Origin of the sequence: Kordia sp. SMS9 (assembly GCF_003352465.1) — a bacterium.
Lineage (GTDB): Bacteria > Bacteroidota > Bacteroidia > Flavobacteriales > Flavobacteriaceae > Kordia.
In genome coordinates, this window is sequence record NZ_CP031153.1 from 4807940 (window position 1) to 4828631 (window position 20692).

General features: G+C 35.2%; 17 protein-coding genes. 13 read left to right on the top strand and 4 right to left on the bottom strand.

What is annotated here, in order from left to right; all coding sequences use genetic code 11:
* Nucleotides 1-62: 62 nt before the first annotated feature.
* Nucleotides 63-2123 carry a S9 family peptidase gene (locus KORDIASMS9_RS20380; protein ID WP_240321095.1) on the bottom strand — a complete coding sequence of 687 codons (2061 nt, stop codon included), beginning with the start codon at nucleotides 2121-2123 and terminating at the stop codon, nucleotides 63-65.
* 140 nt (nucleotides 2124-2263) lie between these two features.
* On the opposite strand from KORDIASMS9_RS20380, the gene KORDIASMS9_RS20385 reads away from it, so the two are divergent.
* Nucleotides 2264-2587 (top strand): YbaB/EbfC family nucleoid-associated protein, encoded by a 324-nt coding sequence (locus KORDIASMS9_RS20385; protein ID WP_114904628.1) that lies wholly within the window; start codon nucleotides 2264-2266, stop codon nucleotides 2585-2587.
* 210 nt (nucleotides 2588-2797) lie between these two features.
* Here the strand turns inward: KORDIASMS9_RS20385 and KORDIASMS9_RS20390 are convergent, their stop codons facing one another.
* Entirely contained in the window at nucleotides 2798-4480 is a 1683-nt protein-coding gene (locus KORDIASMS9_RS20390; protein WP_114904629.1) for an OmpA family protein, read from the bottom strand.
* Nucleotides 4481-4731: 251 nt separating this feature from the next.
* On the opposite strand from KORDIASMS9_RS20390, the gene KORDIASMS9_RS20395 reads away from it, so the two are divergent.
* On the top strand, nucleotides 4732-5061 hold the full coding sequence (locus tag KORDIASMS9_RS20395; protein ID WP_114904630.1) for a YegP family protein: 330 nt from the start codon (nucleotides 4732-4734) through the stop codon (nucleotides 5059-5061).
* Nucleotides 5062-5114: 53 nt separating this feature from the next.
* On the opposite strand, the gene KORDIASMS9_RS20400 is transcribed toward KORDIASMS9_RS20395, so the two are convergent.
* A complete protein-coding gene (locus KORDIASMS9_RS20400) occupies nucleotides 5115-6137 on the bottom strand; it encodes a low specificity L-threonine aldolase (RefSeq protein WP_114904631.1) in 1023 nt (340 codons plus the stop codon).
* A 199-nt stretch (nucleotides 6138-6336) separates the two neighbouring features.
* Nucleotides 6337-8760, bottom strand: coding sequence for a zinc-dependent metalloprotease (locus KORDIASMS9_RS20405; RefSeq protein ID WP_114904632.1), 2424 nt, complete (start codon nucleotides 8758-8760; stop codon nucleotides 6337-6339).
* 139 nt (nucleotides 8761-8899) lie between these two features.
* Here KORDIASMS9_RS20405 and prfB point away from each other — a divergent pair.
* The 11 genes from prfB (at nucleotide 8900) to KORDIASMS9_RS20465 (ending at nucleotide 20495) form a co-directional block, all read left to right on the top strand.
* Nucleotides 8900-10007, top strand: a protein-coding gene (prfB, locus tag KORDIASMS9_RS20410) for a peptide chain release factor 2 (RefSeq protein WP_114904633.1) whose coding sequence is annotated in 2 segments (ribosomal slippage) — nucleotides 8900-8962 and nucleotides 8964-10007 — 1107 coding nt in all. Because the reading frame shifts where the segments join, the coding sequence is not laid out codon by codon here.
* A 478-nt stretch (nucleotides 10008-10485) separates the two neighbouring features.
* Complete coding sequence (gene arsC / locus KORDIASMS9_RS20415; protein WP_114904634.1) at nucleotides 10486-10827, top strand: arsenate reductase (glutaredoxin); 342 nt, start codon at nucleotides 10486-10488, stop codon at nucleotides 10825-10827.
* A 155-nt stretch (nucleotides 10828-10982) separates the two neighbouring features.
* Entirely contained in the window at nucleotides 10983-13409 is a 2427-nt protein-coding gene (locus KORDIASMS9_RS20420; RefSeq protein ID WP_114904635.1) for a TonB-dependent receptor domain-containing protein, read from the top strand.
* 168 nt (nucleotides 13410-13577) lie between these two features.
* Entirely contained in the window at nucleotides 13578-14174 is a 597-nt protein-coding gene (locus KORDIASMS9_RS20425; protein WP_114905309.1) for an aspartyl/asparaginyl beta-hydroxylase domain-containing protein, read from the top strand.
* Nucleotides 14175-14238: 64 nt separating this feature from the next.
* On the top strand, nucleotides 14239-14541 hold the full coding sequence (locus tag KORDIASMS9_RS20430; protein WP_114904636.1) for a RebB family R body protein: 303 nt from the start codon (nucleotides 14239-14241) through the stop codon (nucleotides 14539-14541).
* Nucleotides 14542-14752: 211 nt separating this feature from the next.
* The gene (locus tag KORDIASMS9_RS20440; RefSeq protein ID WP_114904638.1) at nucleotides 14753-15529 is read left to right on the top strand and encodes a hypothetical protein; all 777 of its coding nucleotides are present in this window, start codon (nucleotides 14753-14755) and stop codon (nucleotides 15527-15529) included.
* A 65-nt stretch (nucleotides 15530-15594) separates the two neighbouring features.
* Nucleotides 15595-16290, top strand: a complete 696-nt coding sequence (locus KORDIASMS9_RS20445; protein WP_114904639.1) for a hypothetical protein — start codon at nucleotides 15595-15597, stop codon at nucleotides 16288-16290.
* Nucleotides 16291-16372: 82 nt separating this feature from the next.
* Nucleotides 16373-16960 carry a hypothetical protein gene (locus KORDIASMS9_RS20450; RefSeq protein ID WP_114904640.1) on the top strand — a complete coding sequence of 196 codons (588 nt, stop codon included), beginning with the start codon at nucleotides 16373-16375 and terminating at the stop codon, nucleotides 16958-16960.
* A gap of 149 nt (nucleotides 16961-17109) precedes the next feature.
* A complete protein-coding gene (locus KORDIASMS9_RS20455; protein WP_114904641.1) occupies nucleotides 17110-18876 on the top strand; it encodes a tetratricopeptide repeat-containing sensor histidine kinase in 1767 nt (588 codons plus the stop codon).
* Nucleotides 18848-19594, top strand: a complete 747-nt coding sequence (locus tag KORDIASMS9_RS20460) for a LytTR family DNA-binding domain-containing protein (protein WP_114904642.1) — start codon at nucleotides 18848-18850, stop codon at nucleotides 19592-19594. The genes KORDIASMS9_RS20455 and KORDIASMS9_RS20460 overlap by 29 nt, the downstream gene beginning before the upstream one ends.
* 325 nt (nucleotides 19595-19919) lie before the next feature.
* Nucleotides 19920-20495, top strand: a complete 576-nt coding sequence (locus KORDIASMS9_RS20465) for a hypothetical protein (RefSeq protein ID WP_114904643.1) — start codon at nucleotides 19920-19922, stop codon at nucleotides 20493-20495.
* The last annotated feature ends 197 nt before the right edge of the window (nucleotides 20496-20692 follow it).

Below are 20692 nucleotides of genomic sequence, written 5' to 3' on the forward strand. Positions count from 1 at the left end.
AGGGTTTGTTTTTTAAGTTTCGAAATTAAGCAAAACCTTGCAAATTTAAGTAAATTTTTTTATTACTCCTTTATATTTTCCAAGTCTAGTAAAAACGCGTATTCTTCGGCTACTTCTTTTAAGGCTTCAAAACGCCCAGACGAACCTCCATGTCCTGCATCCATGTTGGTATGCAGCAATAAAATATTGTCATCTGTTTTGAGTTCGCGAAGCTTGGCAACCCATTTTGCTGGTTCCCAATATTGTACTTGCGAATCGTGCAATCCTGTGAGCACTAACATGTTTGGATATGCTTTGGCTTCTACATTGTCATACGGCGAATACGACTTCATGTAGTCGTAATATTCTTTTTCATTCGGATTTCCCCATTCGTCATATTCTCCCGTAGTTAGTGGAATGCTATCATCTAACATTGTGGTAACAACATCTACAAAAGGAACAGAAGCTATAATACCGTTATATAACTCTGAATTCATGTTTGATATTGCTCCCATCAACAATCCGCCAGCACTTCCGCCAGAAGCGTATAAATGTTCAGATGAGGTATATTTTTGTTCTATTAAATATTGAGAACAAGCAATAAAATCAGTAAATGTATTTTTTTTATCCATTAGTTTTCCTTCATCGTACCAATTTCGCCCTAAGTATTCACCGCCACGTACATGTGCTAATACAAAGATGAATCCTCTATCTAACAGACTTAAACGTGCAGAAGAAAAATACGGATCAATCGTATTTCCATACGAACCGTATGCATATTGTAATAACGGATTTGTACCATCTTTTTGGATGCCTTTTCGATACACAACCGACATGGGTATTTTAGTTCCGTCATGAGAAGTTGCCCATAAACGTTCGGATACATAGTTGTTTTTATCAAATTTTCCGCCCAACACTTCTTGTTCTTTTTTAACCTCTTTATCTTTTGTCACCATGTTAAAATCAATTACAGAAGCTGGTGTTGTCATTGAATTGTATGTGTAACGCAAAATCTCTGTGTCAAATTCTACATTGATGTTTGTATTCGCAGTGTAGGTTTCATTGTCAAACGGCAAATAATAATCGTCCGTTCCGTCCCAACGCGTGATTCTTATTTTATTTAAACCATTAGAGCGTTCACTGAGCACTAAAAAGTCTTTGAAAATTTCAATATCTTCTAACAAAACATCTGGACGATGCGGAACAATGTCTTCCCAATGTTCCATTCCTGTATTGTTTTCAGGCGTTTTAGAGAGTTTAAAATTGATAGAAGCATCTTTGTTACTCAACACATAAAAATGATCTTGGTAATGCGCTATATTGTATTCTAATCCACGAACACGCGGTTGAAATATTCTGAATTCTCCATCAGGATTGTCTGCTTCCAAAATTCTGTATTCCATCGTCAACGTACTGTACGAACCAATAATAAGGTATTTTTTCGATTTTGATTTGTATACAAACGTGATAAAAGTTTCATCTTTTTCGTGGAAAATTTCTTCATCATTGGCAACAGCATCGCCAAGTTTATGTTTGTATATTTTTTCTGAACGTAAGGTTTGTTCGTCTTTATTGGTATAAAACAACGTTTTGTTATCCGCTGCCCACGTAGCACTTCCTGTGGTATTTTCAATGCGTTCTTGGTAGATTTCGCCTGTTTTCAAATTTTTGATATGAATCGTATATTGACGTCTACTTACAGTATCAACACCAAAAGCCGCTAATGTATTATCGGGACTTATACTGATGCCCGTAAGTTTGTAATATGCATGCTCTTTTGCCATTTCGTTTACATCAAACAAAATTTCTTCAGGTGCATCTAACGAACCTTTGCGTCGTGTGTGAATTGGATACCCTTTTCCTTCTTCAAATTTCTTTACATACCAATATCCATTAAGCTTATAAGGAACCGAGGAATCATCTTCTTTAATTCTACCTTTCAGTTCTTCAAATAAATCTTTTTGGAAATCTTTTGTGTGAGCCGTCATTGTGTCATTGTATGCGTTTTCAGCTTCCAAATAAGCAATGACTTCTGGATTTTCTCTATCGTTCAACCAATAATAGTTGTCGATTCTCACATCGCCATGTTTTTCAAGTGTTGTAGGTTTCTTGGCAATGGTAGGTACTGGTATTTCTTTTCTCATGTTTGGTATCTTCTTTTTACAGGAATTCAAAAGTGCAAAACTAATCAGTAAGACGACTAAATTTTTTTTCATTTAAAAAAGCGTGTTAAAAGTTCACAATTTAATAATTTTGCAATTACTAACCTTTAATTATACAACAAATGTTTGGAGACATGATGGGAATGATGGGTAAACTGAAAGAAACCCAGAAAAAAGTAGAAGAAACAAAGCAGCGTATGCATTCTGTTTTGATTGACGAGAAAAGCTCAGATGGTTTATTGAATGTAACCGTTACAGCAAACCGTGAGATTAAAGCAATTGAAATTTCAGACGAATTGCTAGAAGATAAAGAACAACTAGAAGATTATTTGATTCTCACCTTAAATAAAGCCATCAAACGTGCTGGTGAGGTTCATGAAACGGAAGTTGCTGCTGTTGCTAAAGATGGCATGCCAACTATTCCAGGCATGGATCTGTTTTCTTAAAAAATACATTCATCAAAAATTATAAAAGAGCTGCAATACATAGTAGCTCTTTTTTTGTATTAAACAATTGAAATACGCTTTTCAGCAATTGTATTGAACGACTTTACAGCAGAGATGTTACTTTGAAACAACTATTACATTTATGATAAAAAAAAAGGGAAGCCAATCGACTTCCCTTTTCTTTAATTTATCAAAATTATACTTCTAAAATTAGTTCTTTTGATCTAACACTCTAAATTGTGTTCTTCTGTTTTGTAAGTGCTCTCTTTCTGTACAAGAAACACCATCTTTACATCTGTTTACTAATCTACGTTCTCCGTATCCGTTAGAAACAATTTTACTTGCGTTGATACCTTTAGAAATTAAGTAGTTGGTTACTGCTTGCGCTCTTCTTTGAGATAATGCTTCGTTACTTGAAGCTGTTCCTCTTGAATCTGTGTGAGAAGCAATTTCTACAGAAACTCCTGTTTGTAATACTGGTAATAATTTCGTGTCAATTTCTCGCTTTGCAGAAGCAGTTAATGTAGCACTTCCTAAGTTCCAGTTAATATTTAAGTCATTATATACTAACAATTTACAATCAACTTCTTTCCAAGTTGTCAATCCACCTTTTTTCGTCAATACTTCTTTCGTTACCGTTTTGAAAATTGCAGGAACATCCGTTGAAACTACTTTAGCATCTTCTACTAATTTTGTTGTTTTTAACGTTTTCTCTTTTTGTACTACAGGAATAGCTCTCGTTGTTGGAGCATCTGTCATTACGGTCTTCTTGTAGGTTTTACTTATAGAAGGAATGTCTTCAACACGTGTACTTTCGTTAGTAATAACGGTTCTCTTCACAGTTTCTGTTACTGCAGGAATTTCAATTCTTTCCGTAGTTGGAGGAGTAACCATCACTCTACGCTTCATTGTCTTCACTTCTGCTGGCACATCTACAATACGAGTTGTAGGAGGTGTAACCATCACAGTTTTCTTGATCGTTTTTGTTACTTCAGGAATGGTAATAACACGTGTACTTGCTGGCGTTATCATAATGGTTCTTGTAAAAGTTCCTTCACCACATGGCTTTCCTCCGTTTGTATTAGGGTCACAATCAGGTGTTCTTTCAGAAGATGCATCTGCTGCCAAACGTTTAACAGGAACGATTTCATTTTGCGCTGGAATTGCTTTGTAACACCAATATCTACAATCGTCGGGATTTGAAGAATTACAATCTGCTGGAGGAATTTCGCTCATTTGCCATTCAGCAGCAGCTGGTTTTACCTCAACAGTTTCAAAATCATTTGAAAAAGATGCTGGTGTCACTCGAATTGAAGAACCAAATTCTCTTTTCTTGTACGTTACGGTTTCTTGTCCCCATTCAGCAGGAATCACTTCCAAACGCTGTGAAGCTTCTTTCACAGGAATTACAACATCTCTTGTTTCATACACTGCAGGAACAATAACTACTTTTTGGTATGCAGGTCTTGTTACTACATCAAAAGTTCTAGTTTCATACACCGCAGGAACCACTTTTAATCGGTAACTTGCTTCTTTAACAACAACTGTTTCTGTTTCTCTACTAGAGGTAGATGGTATTTTCACTAAACGCTGTGAAGCTTCTTTTGTTACGATATCAAAAGTTTCTGTTCCGTACACTGCTGGGACTACAGCTAATTCTTCTCCGGCTACTTTTGATACTACTGTTTCGTTTACGCTCGTATACTTTGCTGGGACAACTTTCAACTTTTTATACGCTGGCGATACCATAACTTGTACATCCTGATTTTCGTAAATATCAGGTGTAACACAACGAACATAGCACTTTCCTGGTTCTGGATTTGTTGGTAAATCTTGCCCAAAAGCAAAAGAACCAAAGGCTAAGGCTAGTCCGAAAAATAGTTTTTTTCTCATGTCTTAAAATGATTAATTATTTAAATTATTGTTATTGATGTTTATCAGTGTACGAAATTATGTTTTTGTACCATAAAACAAGAACCGTGAAATAATCAAGGGATTATATTGGGTCAAAATGCCTTTTTTATCGTTGAAAAACATTTTTAAGGGAAAAATCCTGTGCAAACTTGTAAAATTGCACTTTCCCCCATTTCTTTTACCATAAATTTTTGATATATTTACTCATCTAACTAAATCTCTAAATAACTATGTTTGAATTATTCCAAAGTGAAAACAATCAAAAATTCTATTTTAATCTAAAAGCAAAGAATGGACAAATCATCATGTCTAGCCAAGGATATGCTGATAAAAGCGGTGCTAAAAACGGAATTGAATCTTGTAAAAAGAACTCAACAGACGATAGTAAATTTGAGCGTAAAACCGCTAAAAACGGAAAATTCCACTTCAGTCTAAAAGCTGGAAACGGACAAATTATTGGAACTAGTCAAATGTACGCTAGTGAAGCTGGAATGGAGAATGGAATAGAATCTGTAAAGAAAAATGCAGGAAGCGCCGATGTGAAAGACCTAACAGAATAGAAAAAATTATTTTTTATAGGAAAAGGCTGCCAAAATTTTAGACAGCCTTTTTTTTATATCACTTTCTGAATCACTCTCAAAAATTCTTGATGCATTTCAGCAGTATAATCTAAATGTGTCACGATTCGGAGTTTTCCGCTTCCCATACCAATCAAATCAATTCCGAGTTCAGATAATTTATCTAAAAATCCTTTTTCATCAATATCATCTTGCAGATAAAAAATGATAATATTGGTATCAATCGGTTCAACTTTTTTTATAATTGCCAAGCTTTCTAGCGTTTTTCCTATTTCTTTCGCTTTCGCGTGATCTTCTGCCAAACGTTCCATATGATGATCTAACGCATAAATTCCAGCCGCAGCTAAATAACCAGCCTGACGCATGCCACCACCTAAAATCTTACGAATTCGCAACGCTTTGTGAATCATTTCTTCATCCGCTACCAATACAGAACCCACAGGACACCCCAAACCTTTTGACAAACACACCGAAATGGTATCAAACAGTTTCCCGTATTGTTCAGGCGTTTCTCCTTTTTCTACCAACGCATTCCACAAACGCGCACCATCCAAGTGGAAACCTAAATTATGTTCGCGTGCTACGGTGTGAATTTTTTCAATCTCGCTAAAATCCCAACACGCACCACCACCACGATTCGCTGTGTTTTCTACAGCAATTAACGCACTTAGCGGACTGTGATAAAAATCGGGCGGATTGATGGCTGCTTTGGCTTGCTCGGCAGTAAACATTCCGCGATGTCCGTCAATCAATTTGCAAGAAGCACCACTATTAAAACTCACGCCGCCACCTTCATAATTGTAAATATGTGCGTCTTTATCGCAAATCACCTGATCGCCAGGATTCGTATGTAATTTAATCGCCGTTTGATTCGCCATCGTTCCACTAGGAAAAAACAACGCAGCTTCTTTGCCAAATAGTTCTGCTACTTTTTGTTCCAACTGATTGATAGATGGATCTTTCTTAAAAACATCATCGCCAACTTGCGCGTCAAACATCGCTTTGAGCATTTGTGGAGTTGGTTTGGTAACGGTATCGCTTATAAGGTTTATTCGCATTGTTATTTAAAGTATTGAGTATTGAGATATTAGTATTGAGTTTTTTGTTAATTTGTTATTTTTACTGACAATTGATAATAAAATCGTCACTTCGAGTGAAATTCTGCAAGAATTTTGTATAAAGAAATGCTATGCAATCGAGATTTAAGTCAAAAATCATACCTCTAAAATCATAAATCGTAAATCTAAAATCGTAAATCTAAAATCCACACGCATCACTTCCAATTGGCGAACCATCTGGAATTTTTGGTGACGCTTCTAACTTGAACTTTTCTGGATATTTCTGAAACTGTTTCAACATTTCTACATAATAAAACTGATATGCTTTTTCCGAATCGTTATAGGTTTTAGATTGAATTTTCGCTGCAATTCCATTCAACACATACTGACTTTGCGCTTTCACCGCTGGAGATGCGTTTGAATGTTTTGCCAAATGCATCAAATGTTTTAGCACATTCATGTTAACCGCATGTCCTAATTCGCGCTCATGCGCATCAGAATAGCTTTTATACAGTGTTTTATCCAAAACTAAGTGTGTCATTTCCATAAAATCCAACTGCATTTTATCGTGACTTTTCTGTTGAATCAATCGCGCCGCACGTTCTGGATGAAATAAAAATTTCAAGGTCATATCACTTGCGGTAGCTGCAGGCGCAATCGCATCAAAACCTACACCTGTAGTTCCTTTAAAGGATTCTCTTGATCGCCAGTATCCGAAAGCTCTCGGAGGAAACAAATCCAATTTATCTGCCGGAATTTTCAGCGTTTTCGCATCTAAGGTTTGTAAAATAGCATTCAATGCTTCACGCTGTTTTTTAGCAGAAACTACTTTGGTAATTAACTGTCCGTCGTCTTTTGTGGCATAATTATATTCCAATCCGCCAATGACTTTGGCAGTCGCTTCTGTTTGAAATCTGTGGAAAAAATACAACGGTACAAATACATCTTCTAAAACCGTGTATGGTTCGTTGGTGCGAATGTTGTGCTTTGAGAAATTTTTCATCGCCAATGCGCGGATTTCCAACACGTTTTCTAACTCTTCAGCAGCACTTTTTCCATTGTCCCACAAATGCGCGTTGAGGTGCGCGCCTCCAGCTGGTCGTGCGTCTGCGTCAGAAATAAATCGGTGTCCTTCTTTATAGGCTTTATTTAATATGTTTTGTAATCCTTTTTTTTCCGCTTCCGCAGAATTGAACTCTGAGTACGAATATGCTACGGTAACTCTGTCCCAAGATCCAATTCCTGTGGCGTATGCGTTTGACAAATCAATCTTGCCATCGGTAATTTTTACGGTTGGATGCGGATAATCCATCACGGAACTTCTATTGTTGGTACTTGCCGCAAAATTATGTGCAAAACCAATCGTGTGTCCAACTTCATGTGCTGATAATTGACGAATTCGTGCCAACGCCATTTGCAACATCGGTTGATAATTATCGTCGCTTTTGGCAAACGGCTTATTCAACAATGCTTGCGCAATTAAAAAATCTTGACGAATGCGCAAACTTCCCAAACTTACATGTCCTTTGATAATTTCGCCTGTTCGAGGATCTGTCACACTTGCACCATAACTCCAACCACGCGTAGAACGATGCACCCATTGAATAACATTGTATCGTAAATCCATCGGATCGGCGTCTTTCGGTAACATTTTTACCTGAAAAGCATTCGTATACCCAATTTCTTCGTAGGCTTCATTCCACCAACGCGCACCATCTAACAAAGCAGAACGCACAGGTTCGGGCGTTCCAGGGTCTAGGTAATATACAATTGGTTCTTTTGCTTCACTTTTGTCTGCATTCGGGTTTTTCTTTTCCAAACGATGACGTGTTACAAAACGTTTCAACATCGGTTCTTGAATAGGCGTGGCATAATCGTAATACGAAATGCTAATGGCTCCACTTCGCGGATCAAACACTCTTGGAGTGTAATTATCGTCTGGCAACTCCACAAACGAATGATGTTGAATTACGGAAACCAACGACGCGTTTGGCGTCACACTTTTAATATTTCCGCCTTTGGCTTTTCCTTTAAACGTTAATAAGGCTTCAAACTCTACATTTTTCGGGAAAGCTTTGGTACGATCTAACGAAAGTGCGCTTTTTGTAGTATCTATTTTATACACACCTTGCTTATTATCCGCCAAACTTTCAATGACTCCGTGTGCATCTTGCAGTAAAAAAGGTGTCAAATCAATCGTGTATTTTTTATCTTTTTCAGACACAATCGGGAAACCGAACAAGACAGATTTTGCAAAAGCTTGTTCCACACTTTTTCGTTCTAAATCATTGGTTGTATTTGCTCTGTAGCGTAAATTGGGCTGTACCAACATGAGTTTATTCCCCATTTTCTGAAATTGCACCACAACGCCATCACCAATTTGTCCTCTATCCAAACCGATATCATTGGAGCCAACGCCACTTGCGAGCGAATACACATATAAAAAATCTTCATTCAGTTTGTCAACTTCTAAAAAGATTTTATCGGTTTTCTCTTCATACGCAAAATTAAAATATCCAGTAAATTGTTCGCGTGGGTAGATTTTTGTTTTCTCTTTTTCTTGTGAAACACTTACAGAAGAAACGCATAAGAAAATGATAATCAAGAAAGTATATTTATTCATTACAGCATTATTTAGCGATCGTAGAAAGCGTCAATTTTCATCCTAAAAAAAGTAGTACTAACGATTCCATCGGTTTTTTTATTTTAGGCTATGAATATACGCAAAACATCTTATTTTTGTAAGAATTAAAATAACAAACATGCTAACATCAGATCAAATAAAAGATCTTATCAATCGCCTTGGTGCGTTAAGGAGGTATCTTTGACATAGATGCCAAATTGATTGAAATTGCCAACGAAGAAGAGAAAACGTATGCGCCCAACTTTTGGGACAATCCGAAGGAAGCGGAAATTATTATGAAACAACTCCGATCCGAAAAAAAATGGGTTGGTGATTATAATGAAGTTGCTGATTTAATTGGCGATTTAGAAGTTTTGTACGAATTCTACAAGGAAGGTGATGCAACTTTGGAAGAAGTGACTGCACAATTTGAAAAAACAACTGCAAAAATTGAAGATTTAGAGTTTCGCAATATGTTATCCGATGAAGGTGACAGCATGAGTGCTGTGTTACAAATTACAGCGGGCGCGGGCGGCACCGAAAGTTGTGATTGGGCAAGCATGTTGATGCGGATGTATTTGATGTTTGCGGAGAAACAAGGCTATAAAATCAAAGAGTTGAATTACCAAGAAGGTGATGTAGCAGGAATTAAAACTGTGACTTTAGAAATTGAAGGCGATTACGCGTTTGGTTGGTTGAAAGGAGAAAATGGCGTACATCGTTTGGTACGAATTTCTCCGTTTGATAGCAATGCCAAACGTCATACTTCGTTTGCGTCTGTATATGTGTATCCTTTGGTTGATGATACGATTGAAATTGACATTAATCCCGCAGATATTGAAATTACCACTGCGCGTTCTAGTGGCGCTGGTGGACAAAATGTGAATAAAGTAGAAACGAAAGTACAGTTGACGCATAAACCTTCTGGCATTCAGATTTCGTGTTCAGAAACGCGTTCGCAACATGACAACCGTACTAGAGCGATGCAAATGTTGAAATCACAATTGTATGAGATTGAGTTGAAAAAGCAGCTAGAAGCGCGTGACGATATTGAAGCTGGCAAGATGAAAATAGAATGGGGATCGCAGATTCGGAATTATGTGATGCATCCGTATAAACTAGTAAAAGATGTGCGTACGGCACACGAAACCGGAAATGTAGATGCTGTAATGGACGGACAGATTGATGAGTTTTTGAAAGCCTATTTGATGTCAATGGGGCAAAAGAAGGAAGCAGGTGGACTTTGATTTTAGAACGCTATGCTTCGGCAAGCTCAGCACAAGCGCTTTTAGAATTTTGGTATCGCTTCACTCTTGGTATGTTGGTATGTTTCTAAGTGAATTTTTAGTTTTGTTTGAAATGAATTGATACATTTTTAAATTTTCAAATTGCTACATTGTTAGACACGGATTTGCCTTTAGTATCGCTATCGCTCTTAGTATTTTAGTAAGTTTCGTTGTGAAATTAGAGTTTTATTTGAAATGAATTGACACATTTTCAAATTTGCAAATTGCTACATTATTATATGCGCTTTGTTGTTTGACTTTTTCTGCTTGTGCAGAAATTTCTTTTGCAACTCAATCGTCACCTTAAACTTGATTTAGGGTCTCATAAAAAAGCTGAATTCTAAATACTAACATCTCAATACTCAATACTCAATACTCAATACTCAATACTCATTACTAATACCTAATACCTAATACCTAATACCTAATACCTAGAAAAATGCTAAAAATATACCACAATCCACGTTGCCGAAAATCGAGAGAAGGCTTGGCAATTTTGGAAGCTTCCGAAAAAGATTTTGAAATTGTAAAGTATTTAGACGATCCACTTTCAGTAGCAGATCTTACGGAAATTATCAAACTGTTGGGAATTGCTCCTTTAACGTTGGTTCGCAAGAATGAAAAAATTTGGAAAGAAGAGTTTAAAGGCAAAGAGTTATCTGATCAAGATATCATTCAAGCCATGGTAGATCATCCAAAATTGATAGAACGACCTATTGTTGTGCACAATGCAAAAGCCGTCATTGGACGACCGCCCGAAGAAATTTCTTCCATCTTATAATATCTCAAACCTAGCGTAAATGCTAGGTTTTGTTTGATGTATAAATTGGTTAGCCAGTTTAACATAACTTTAACCAACATCCTTTAAACCTTGTCGTTTCTTTGCAGTCGAACCAACATTACAAAAAAGCTATATAAAAAAACTACGCACTGAAAATGAAAAACGCACTCCTATTCCTATGCTTTATAGGGACTATTTCTATTGCATTTGGGCAAAATAAAAAGGTAACTATTACTGGAAAAGTATTTGAAAAAAACAGTCAAGTTCCGTTAGAATATGCAACAATTATTTTTCAAGACACCGCTAAGAAACGTACGGTTACAGGAGGAATCACCGATGCAAAAGGCGCCTTTTCTATCGAGGTAGAAGCAGATATATACGATATTACGATAGAGTTTATCTCGTTTAAATCGCAAGAGGTGAAGGCAAAAGCGTTGCGTGAAAATATGTCACTTGGAAATTTCTACTTATCCGAAGACTCACAAGCATTGGAAGCTATTGAAGTGATTGCCGAAAAAACAACCGTTCAGCTCAAATTAGATAAGAAAATTTATAATGTTGGGAAAGATTTAACAGTTCGTGGTGGAACCGTAAGTGATGTGTTGGACAATGTTCCGTCCGTTTCTGTAGATGTGGAAGGAAATGTGTCACTTCGAGGAAATGATGATGTTCGTATTTTAATCAACGGAAAACCTTCGGGTTTGGTTGGCTTGAATTCTACAGATGCTTTGCGACAACTTCCCGCGGAAGCGATTGAAAAGGTAGAAATTATTACGTCGCCTTCTGCACGTTATGACGCCGAAGGAAGTGCTGGAATTTTAAATATTATTTTGCGTCGAAGCAAATTACAAGGTATTAATGGCGCAGTTACAACCAACGTTTCGCATCCGGAAGGCTATGGAATTTCTGGAAATGTAAACTATCGTACGGGCGATTTTAACTTTTTTACGACTTCGGGTTATAATTATCGAAACGTTCCCGGAAATGCCAATACGTTCACAGAATATTTGAATGAAGACGAACCGAATACTTTTTTGAATGAAAATCGTGAATTTGAACGCATCCGAAAAGGATTTAATTCAAATTTTGGTGTCGAATGGTATATTAATGATAAAACTTCCATTACCACTTCTTTGGTGTACAGAGATAGCGACAACGAACGTGAAACCTCGAATATTTTAACACAGTTTGATGCTGATTTCAATGTAACGAATGTAAGCACGCGTTTTGATCCTGAAACTGAAAGTGATAAAACTGTTCAATATGCCGTGAATTTTGACAAGAATTTTGAAAAAAGTGGTCATAAACTCACTGCCGATTTTCAGTATGAAACCACAACAGAAGCTGAAAACTCGTTTATTTTGGTGAATGGTGATTTGGCAGAACAAGTCACAACAATTGAAGATCAAAAACGTACATTATTGCAAACCGATTATGTAGTTCCGCTTAGTGAAACCGCACAATTTGAATTTGGCTATCGCGGAAATTTTCTCGATTTAACCACCGATTATTTGGTTGCTTTTTTAGAAGAAGATGAGTTTGTGGCTGATAGAGATTTGAGCAATGTGTTGAATTATCGCGAATATGTAAACGCGTTTTACACGCAGTACGGCAATAAAATTAACGAGAAATTTTCCTTCTTGTTAGGTTTGCGTATGGAAGATTCTCGCATTGGAATTAACCAATTGACAAGCGGCGATTTTGAACGAAAAAATTATATAAGCCTCTTCCCTACTATAAATATTGGCTATGAAATTTCGGAAGATCAAAGCATTACCTTAGGTTATAACAGAAGGATTCGTAGACCGCGTTCCCGATTTATCAATCCGTTTCCTTCACGATCAAGTATTACCAATGTTTTTCAAGGAAATCCAGATATTAATCCAAGTTTTTCCAATGCGATTGATGTAGGCTATTTGAATCGTTTTGGAAAGCTTACGCTGAATTCGTCTATCTATTTTCAACGTTCAACGGATGTGTTTAATTTTATTAGTGAAGATACTGGACAAACTACGATTTTGAATGGTGAAGAAGTGCCAATTATTCGTAGAACGCCGATTAACTTAGCCAGAAACGATCGTTTTGGATTTGAATTCACACTCACGTACAATCCGTCTCGCAAATGGCGTTTGAATGGAAACTTTAACTTGTTCCAATCGTACAATCGTGGCGATTTTAACGGTGTTAATTTTGATGCCGATAATTTAAGTTGGTTTGTTCGCGTGAATAACAAAGTGACATTGCCATGGAAAATTGATTGGCAAACGCGTTTATTTTACCGCGGACCGAATGAGGATGCACAAAACATTCGCAAAGGATTATTTTCTGCGAATTTAGCCTTTAGCAAAGATTTATTGAACGACAAAGCGTCTATTGCGTTGAATGTAAGTGATGTGTTCAATTCGCGTGTACGACGTTCGGAATCGTTTACAGACACGTTTAGAAGTGAAGGTGAATTCCAATGGCGTGTGCGTACGTTTAATTTGTCGTTTACGTATCGTTTCAACCAGAAAAAAGGACGTGAGCGCAATGGTAGAGATGGTGACGATGGTGATGATGGCGGTTTTAGTGCTGCTCCGTAATTCATTAAGTACATAAAAATAATATTCAAAAAAGCTACATAACCGAAATGTAGCTTTTTTTTAGGAAAAAGCTTACGTAATTCTTGCTGATTCGCATGATAAATTCATGTTGTCTTTTTGAGTTTTCTACTTTTTTAGTACTTTAGGAATCTATAAAACAAAATGATCATGGCACACGCAGCACCGAAAACCGCAAGTTCCGATAGAATTAAACTTCCTTTTACGTTTGATGCCGAAAAAATGTTGGCAGAGTTTGAAGCGTTAAAGTTGCAACAGTTTGAATATTACAATGTGATTCCGCTTCGTGCACCAGCGCATACCGTTGATACTTCATTGCCGTTTCCGCCTCCAGCCGATGACTATGCAGATGGTTCTTGGTGCGATTGGTTGGACACCGATTATTTAAAAAGTTCGCCATACCTAAATGAAGTAATAAACACGTTTAAAGCGAATACTAAAGTCACTTTGGTACGTTTGTTACGTTTGGCACCAAATTCTGTGGTACAGCAACATACCGATCCGACCTTAGGCTTGGAAGTGCATCAATCTGTGATTCGTTTGACGGTTCCAATTTTAAACAAAGATGGCATTCAATTCTTTCTGAACGACACCGAAGTGCCGATGCAACCTGGCGAATGTTGGTATTTACGCTTAACCGATCCGCACAGAGTTATTAATAATGGAGAAACGGAACGCGTGAATTTGACGATTGACATGATTCCGAATGAATGGATTCGCAACATCATTCAACAAAGTGATGTGTAACTTTTATGGCACAAAAAAGCCTACATTATAATTGAATTCTTTTTCAGAAATAAAACTATCTATTATGACAAAAAAAACAAATCCACAATCTAAACGTTTTCCAACAGCTGTAAACGACCAAATTACAGATGCTGTGACACAAGTAAATACAAAAGTGCTTGGTGATGAACCTGCAATAGCTATGGAAAATCTTATGCAAGCTACTTCGCAAGCATTAAGTAATGCTGCACACAATGCAACTACGAGTCAAACTTCTAATACCGAAACTGCACAGGCAGCCACCACACAAGGTGTCGAAACCTTATACAGCATTGATACTGCAAGTACAGCTGTTGCAACGAGTGAGATTTTAAAAGACAGTGAATAATTAATCTAAGTTTTTATTCAAAATAGGATATACAGCGAACTTCGGTTCGCTTTTTTTATGCTGCAACTTTTTGATTTCGTTCCAAAAAAGGAGTGTTTCCTTCCATTTATTTACAAACAAAAAACAAATTAGTATCTCTTTGTATAGAATTGCTACACTAAAAAATAGTAATTCTATACAATCAAATTCATAACCAATTAAAACTTTAAAGATGAACACAAAACAAAAATTAGAAAAAATTAAAAAACTTGTTAACGATGTTGAAAATGAGATTTCTAATCAAAATGAATATCAAATTCCAGGCATCGTATTAGATGATTCTTATTTTAATCACTCAGTTATTAAAAACATACCTGATCCAAATCTTAATTTGGAACATGCGACAGAAGGGCAACTGAAAAGTTTAATAAATTACTTGATAAATTCTGACAAAGCACCTAAAACATTGCAGAATACTTTGCATGCCAACGAATCCGAAATTGTAGAATTAGCAAAAGAATACCTTACAAATGATAATACAAAACCTCAAGAAATTGAAAATCATTATGAACAACTCTACCAAAGTTACATGAATGAGGGTAAAGATAAAAAAGTTTTGATTCAACCTACAATAGGAACCTTGCGAGATGAAAATCATATTTATACTTCCGTATACTTTTTTGAAAATTATGAATATTTTATGAAAAAGGAAGATTTTAAGATTTATCAAAATTTTACTATTTCAGAAGACGGAAGCCCGCAACTAAACTATTATGTCTGTTTTAATTTAACTACTAAAAGTAAAGGTAGCACCTATAGAATGCGAAAGTTTACCATTAAAAATCACAGTGAAAAATATGCTACTGTAAATACTACTACTAATGAACTTACGGAACAAAAACTTAATATTGACAACATTAAGAATATTATGGTAACTGTAATCAATGAAGACCCAGAAACTTCTCGCGGAACAGTGACAACCGTTACGCAACCTACAAGCGATGATTAAAGTAAAGAGGCGTCATCTGAAAAGCCTTAAGAGAGTAGGAATAACTAATTAAAACCATTGAAATTATGAGTACAACAAATACTAAAACGGGAAATATCGAAGAATCCACTATTCATCCTATCTATGGGACTTGTTTGAAAAAAGAAAATTATGATTATCACCTAGTTATAGACAATGTTCCTGATCCAAATAATCGTTTTTTTAAAACCATTAAAGTTGAAAGTACAAAAAAATTCATTAATAGATTTATCAAGTCATTGAGTAGTTTAAAATATAAAAAAGCAAAAAAAATATTAAAGCAAAGATTCCACGGAACAAAAAGAGACGGTGGCGAAATTGAAAAAGAAATCTCTCGTCTTATTAATAATCAAAAAGATATCATGTTGCAACCAACCATAGGGCATGTTAGAGATAGAGAAGATGCTAATATTTATTCTAATGTTTATTTTTTTGAAAACTTCAAACATAAGATAGATCAATTTAAGAAAGGTAATTTCAAAATATATCAAGACTTAATAATTGGTTCCAATGGAAATAAAAGAATTAATTATTATATCTGTTTTAGAAAAGGAGATAAAAAGAGAGGAAAAGTATACAGACAGCATAAGTTTTCAATTAAAAATGCCGCTTTACCTAATGGTATAAGTGTTTCAGAGATTTCAGAAATAGAAGTGTTTTTTATTAACCTAAATCCGAAAACCTCCAGAGGAACAGTAACCACTGTTACCCAACCAACTAAAGATCCTAATACCAATTTATAAAAACAAAAAATAATATTACTAAACAAAACGGCGGTATCTGAAAAGCCTTAATAGAGTAGGAGAAATTTAAAAATTATATATTATGAGTTTACTTATACCTGGAAGAAAAATTTTTGATGCAGCAAAAACACCTATTAATAATATTAACAAAAATGTTAATTCGGTTTTTGGCTGTTTTAATGGAGATTCAATAATTCTGACTACCCATGAAAAGACTGATTTAAGTATTCTTAATGGGAATTCGTTACCTCCAGCCATAGTTGCAATATCAGAAACTTCACCTAGTAACATTATTGAATCTATTAAGGTAAAAGGCCTGGTTTTGATACAAGATTCCACTGTTTTAACATCTGAAGATTGGCAAGTTCATTATGCTATCACTTTTGATTCGCAAGGAGGAAATACCCCTTCAGACAATACTAATTCTGTTCCTCAATTTTACAAAATCTTAATATATCTATGCTATAATCAGAATATTAATCCCACATCTACAAAATTCAATTTATATGCATTCGATATTAATTTTTCTACAGATGCTATACCAGATCAAAGTGGTAATTTTTATCCGCTTGAATCTATAAAAACCGTAGAAGTTTTTGTTCTTGATAAAGATCCAAAAACTTCTCGAGGAACTGTAACAACCGTAACACAACCTACAAATGGAAGTTAAAGCAACAATTTCAGATGTTTAAAATAATTGAATTTATTCACAAAATCTTAAAACATCTTTAATTTTCAATAAATTATAAAGTAGTGATTGTACAATTGCTACTTTTTTTAATACTAAAATTTTACCTAAATTGTATAAAAAAATAGCAAATGTCTTTCAAAACCAATTGTTTGCCTTATATCCAAATACTGATTTTTCCCGTTTTGTTATTTTCTCAAAACAATAGCAAGGCTCCTAATTTCAAGAAAGTTATAAGTGAACATATTTTACAATTGGAAAACCCCAAATACGTTTCAAAAATAAGCGCCTTTTTCATCAATGAACAACCTGATTCTATTTTAGTGTATACAACCAAAGCATTTAATAATTCAACTTTAGACGCTCAAACTTCGGACTTTTATAATTTTCTTCGTGGGTTTAGTTTCTACAAAAAAAGAATCTTACATAAAGCAGAGGAAGAGTTACTGAAAGTTTCTAAAGACTTTACATATTATCACACAGCTATTGCTTTTCTTGGAACTGTAACATTAGAATCTTCTCAATTCAAAAAAGCATTAAATTACTTTAAACAAATAGAAAATTTTTCTAAATCAGAATTGTTAACCATTGAGCCTGCTAAAGTCAAAGACAATATTGGCGTTTGTCATTTGCATCTTGAAAATTATGAAGAAGCAGAACGCTACTTAACAGAAAGTCTGAAATATATTCGTAAACTGAATGACATTGTACGATTGGTAACCGCTTATGGCAATCTTGCTAACCTTAATTACGTTCAATACAAAGACGACAAAGCCATTCCGCTATTTCAAAAAGCGTATAAATTGGCAATAACTACTGACGATTTTATCTCAAAACAAAATACAGCTTTAAACATGGCGATTGTCGAAGAAAATCGAAAGGATTTGGCAAAAGCTCTGGTATATCGAAAAGAATATGAAAAATGGAGAGATTCCATCAACAATCAAAACAAAATTTACGCGACAGTAGAAGCCGAAAAAAAGATTGCTGTTGAAAAAGAACAAAAACAAGTCGCTATTTTTAAAGCGGATAATAAAGTGAAAACAGCACAACGCAATACCTATTTGTATTCTGCTATCATTCTATTATTAATGCTTGGTGTGAGTGCGTATTTGTATCGTGAAAAAGTAAAACGCAACAAAATTATCAATGCACAAAAGGAAGATTTAGACGAACTGAATGCCACAAAAGATAAATTATTCTCCATTGTAAGTCACGATTTGCGATCGTCCGTAAATGCAATTAAGACGAGTAATAAAAAACTCCTCAACAAACTAGAAACCAAAAAGTTGGATGAAGTAGACGGTTTACTACAAAACAACAGTGCTATTGTAAATGGCGCGTATAATTTATTGGATAATCTCCTAAACTGGGCTTTGCTTCAAACCAAACAAACACATTTTGAAATTACGAAACTTCGCTTGGCTTCTATTGTAGATCATGTTACGTATAATTACAAAGCGATGTTGGCAGATAAAGAACTTTCATTAGAAAATACCATTTCCAAAAAAGAGCTGGTATATGCGGATCAAGAATCACTGAAAATCATCTTGCGAAACTTGATAGACAATGCTATTAAGTTTACCAATTCGGGAGGAAAAATTACAATATACACTGAAAGTGATGACGCTGAATTTTGTCATTTAATTGTGGAAGATACTGGAATCGGTATGAACGAAGCAACACGTGTAGAAGTATTAAAAGACACCACATTGCTTGCCAAAAAGCAACATGAAAACATTATTGGCACAGGACTCGGCATGCAACTTTGCAAATCAATGATCAAAAAAAATAACGGCTCTTTATCCATAGAAAGTGAACTCGGAAAAGGCACAAAAATGATAATCTCACTACCAAAAAACCTACCAAATGAACCAAATAAACATCCTCATAGTTGAAGACCACCAAGAACAAATTGAACTGTTAACCGACATCCTTGAAACGAATGGTTTTCACGTAGCTGGCGTTGCACGAAATTTTAAAGAAGCGATCCAATGCTTACACAATATACCAATCGATTTTCTAATTCTTGATATTTTTTTAGGTGGAAATCCTGAAGGACTCGCTATTGCGGAATTTATAGATACGCAACCCGATAAATTAAAACCTTTTATCTTTCTCACGAGTTCCACAAGTCGCCAAATATTTGAACGTGCCAAACTCACGCATCCGTATAGCTACATCGTAAAACCGTACAATCAATTAGAACTTTTATATGCGATTGAAACCGCGATTGAAAAATTTTACGGTCAAGAAGATTCCTTTTCTGCCGAAGATGAAAACACAGTAATCAGCAAAGAATACTTATTCATTAAAAAAGGAAAATCGCTCAAAAAAGTACGTACAGCTGCTATCATTCTGATTGAAGTAGAAGAAAAATACTGTAACATCATTACGGAAAAAGAAAAATTTGTCATTCTCATCTCGCTTGTCAAAATTTTGGAATTGTTAGATACTTCAAAATTCTACCGAACACATCGTAATTTCATTGTCAATCTTCATAAAATAGAAGAAATTGTTCCTCAGGACAATCTAATTCTTCTGGAAGGAAATCATAAAGCCACCTTGAGTGGAAAATATAAAGACATCATTAATAAGTTTCAGACACTGAGATAGCTTTTAGCTTTTAGCTTTTAGCAAAAAAAAACCTAATTCTTTACTTCTTCAATTTTATGGATAAGAACGTTCATCTTATTCCATTATTACAATCTTCACTTCTATTACTTCCTAATTTCACTCCAGAAATAAAACGCTAGCTAGTTGAATTCTACCATTTTTAGTCATCATTTTCATTGTACACACACAACTGAGTTTTCAGTCAAATAAAAAATACACACGAAAATACAATCACTAAAAAATAAAAATATGGAAAAAAACCATTCAAATGGGCGGAATCTGAAAAGCCTTATGAGTAGGAACGACCAATAAAATAGTATTAATTATGGGAATTTTAGTAGAAGTAAAAGCAAACGAAAATAGTACAACTGGCGGTGTTGGTGCAGAAGTAGGTGCCGTATCATTAAAAGCAGGAGATGTAATTTCTATTTTTTGTGAGTTTAACAACAGATGGAAATTGCTTGATCAACAAGAAGAGTTTATTACAAATGCCAATGGAATAGGTAGTCATCCAATTACATTACCGAACGGGCAAACATTTCCTGCAGGCAGTTTATTAGGAAGCTTTGATAATGGCACTACGTTTTTTGCTGTTGGGTTATTTACACAAATATCTGTTTTAGAAGGGATTCCAAATCCAATTCTAAAACTTTACTGTGCAGACATTGATAAGGACAACAACAGTGGTTCCATTTTTGCGCATATCAAAGTGCAAACAAATAGATTAGTTCCTAACGGAAGCTACTTAAGAACCGCAAGAAATGTCAAGATTACTGTAACAGCAGAATGTAGAAAACTAGATGGAACTTTTCAAGAAACGAGTGTAGAATATACACAAGTAGAAGCTCAAAACCTAAAAGACATCATCAATATTGATGGCGTATTGACCAAAGGATTGTAGTACATCTATTAAATTAGTTAAACAAAATAACTGCTTTTACTTCATGTAGAAGCAGTTATTTCTTTTTTAAACAATTCGCAATAAAAACCTACTAAACTCATAGACTTTTAAAGTTTTATATAGTTTTTCAGTTAAACATTGAAGATTCAACAAAATATCGCTAGAAAATCATATATTTGCACTGCCTAAAGCAAAAG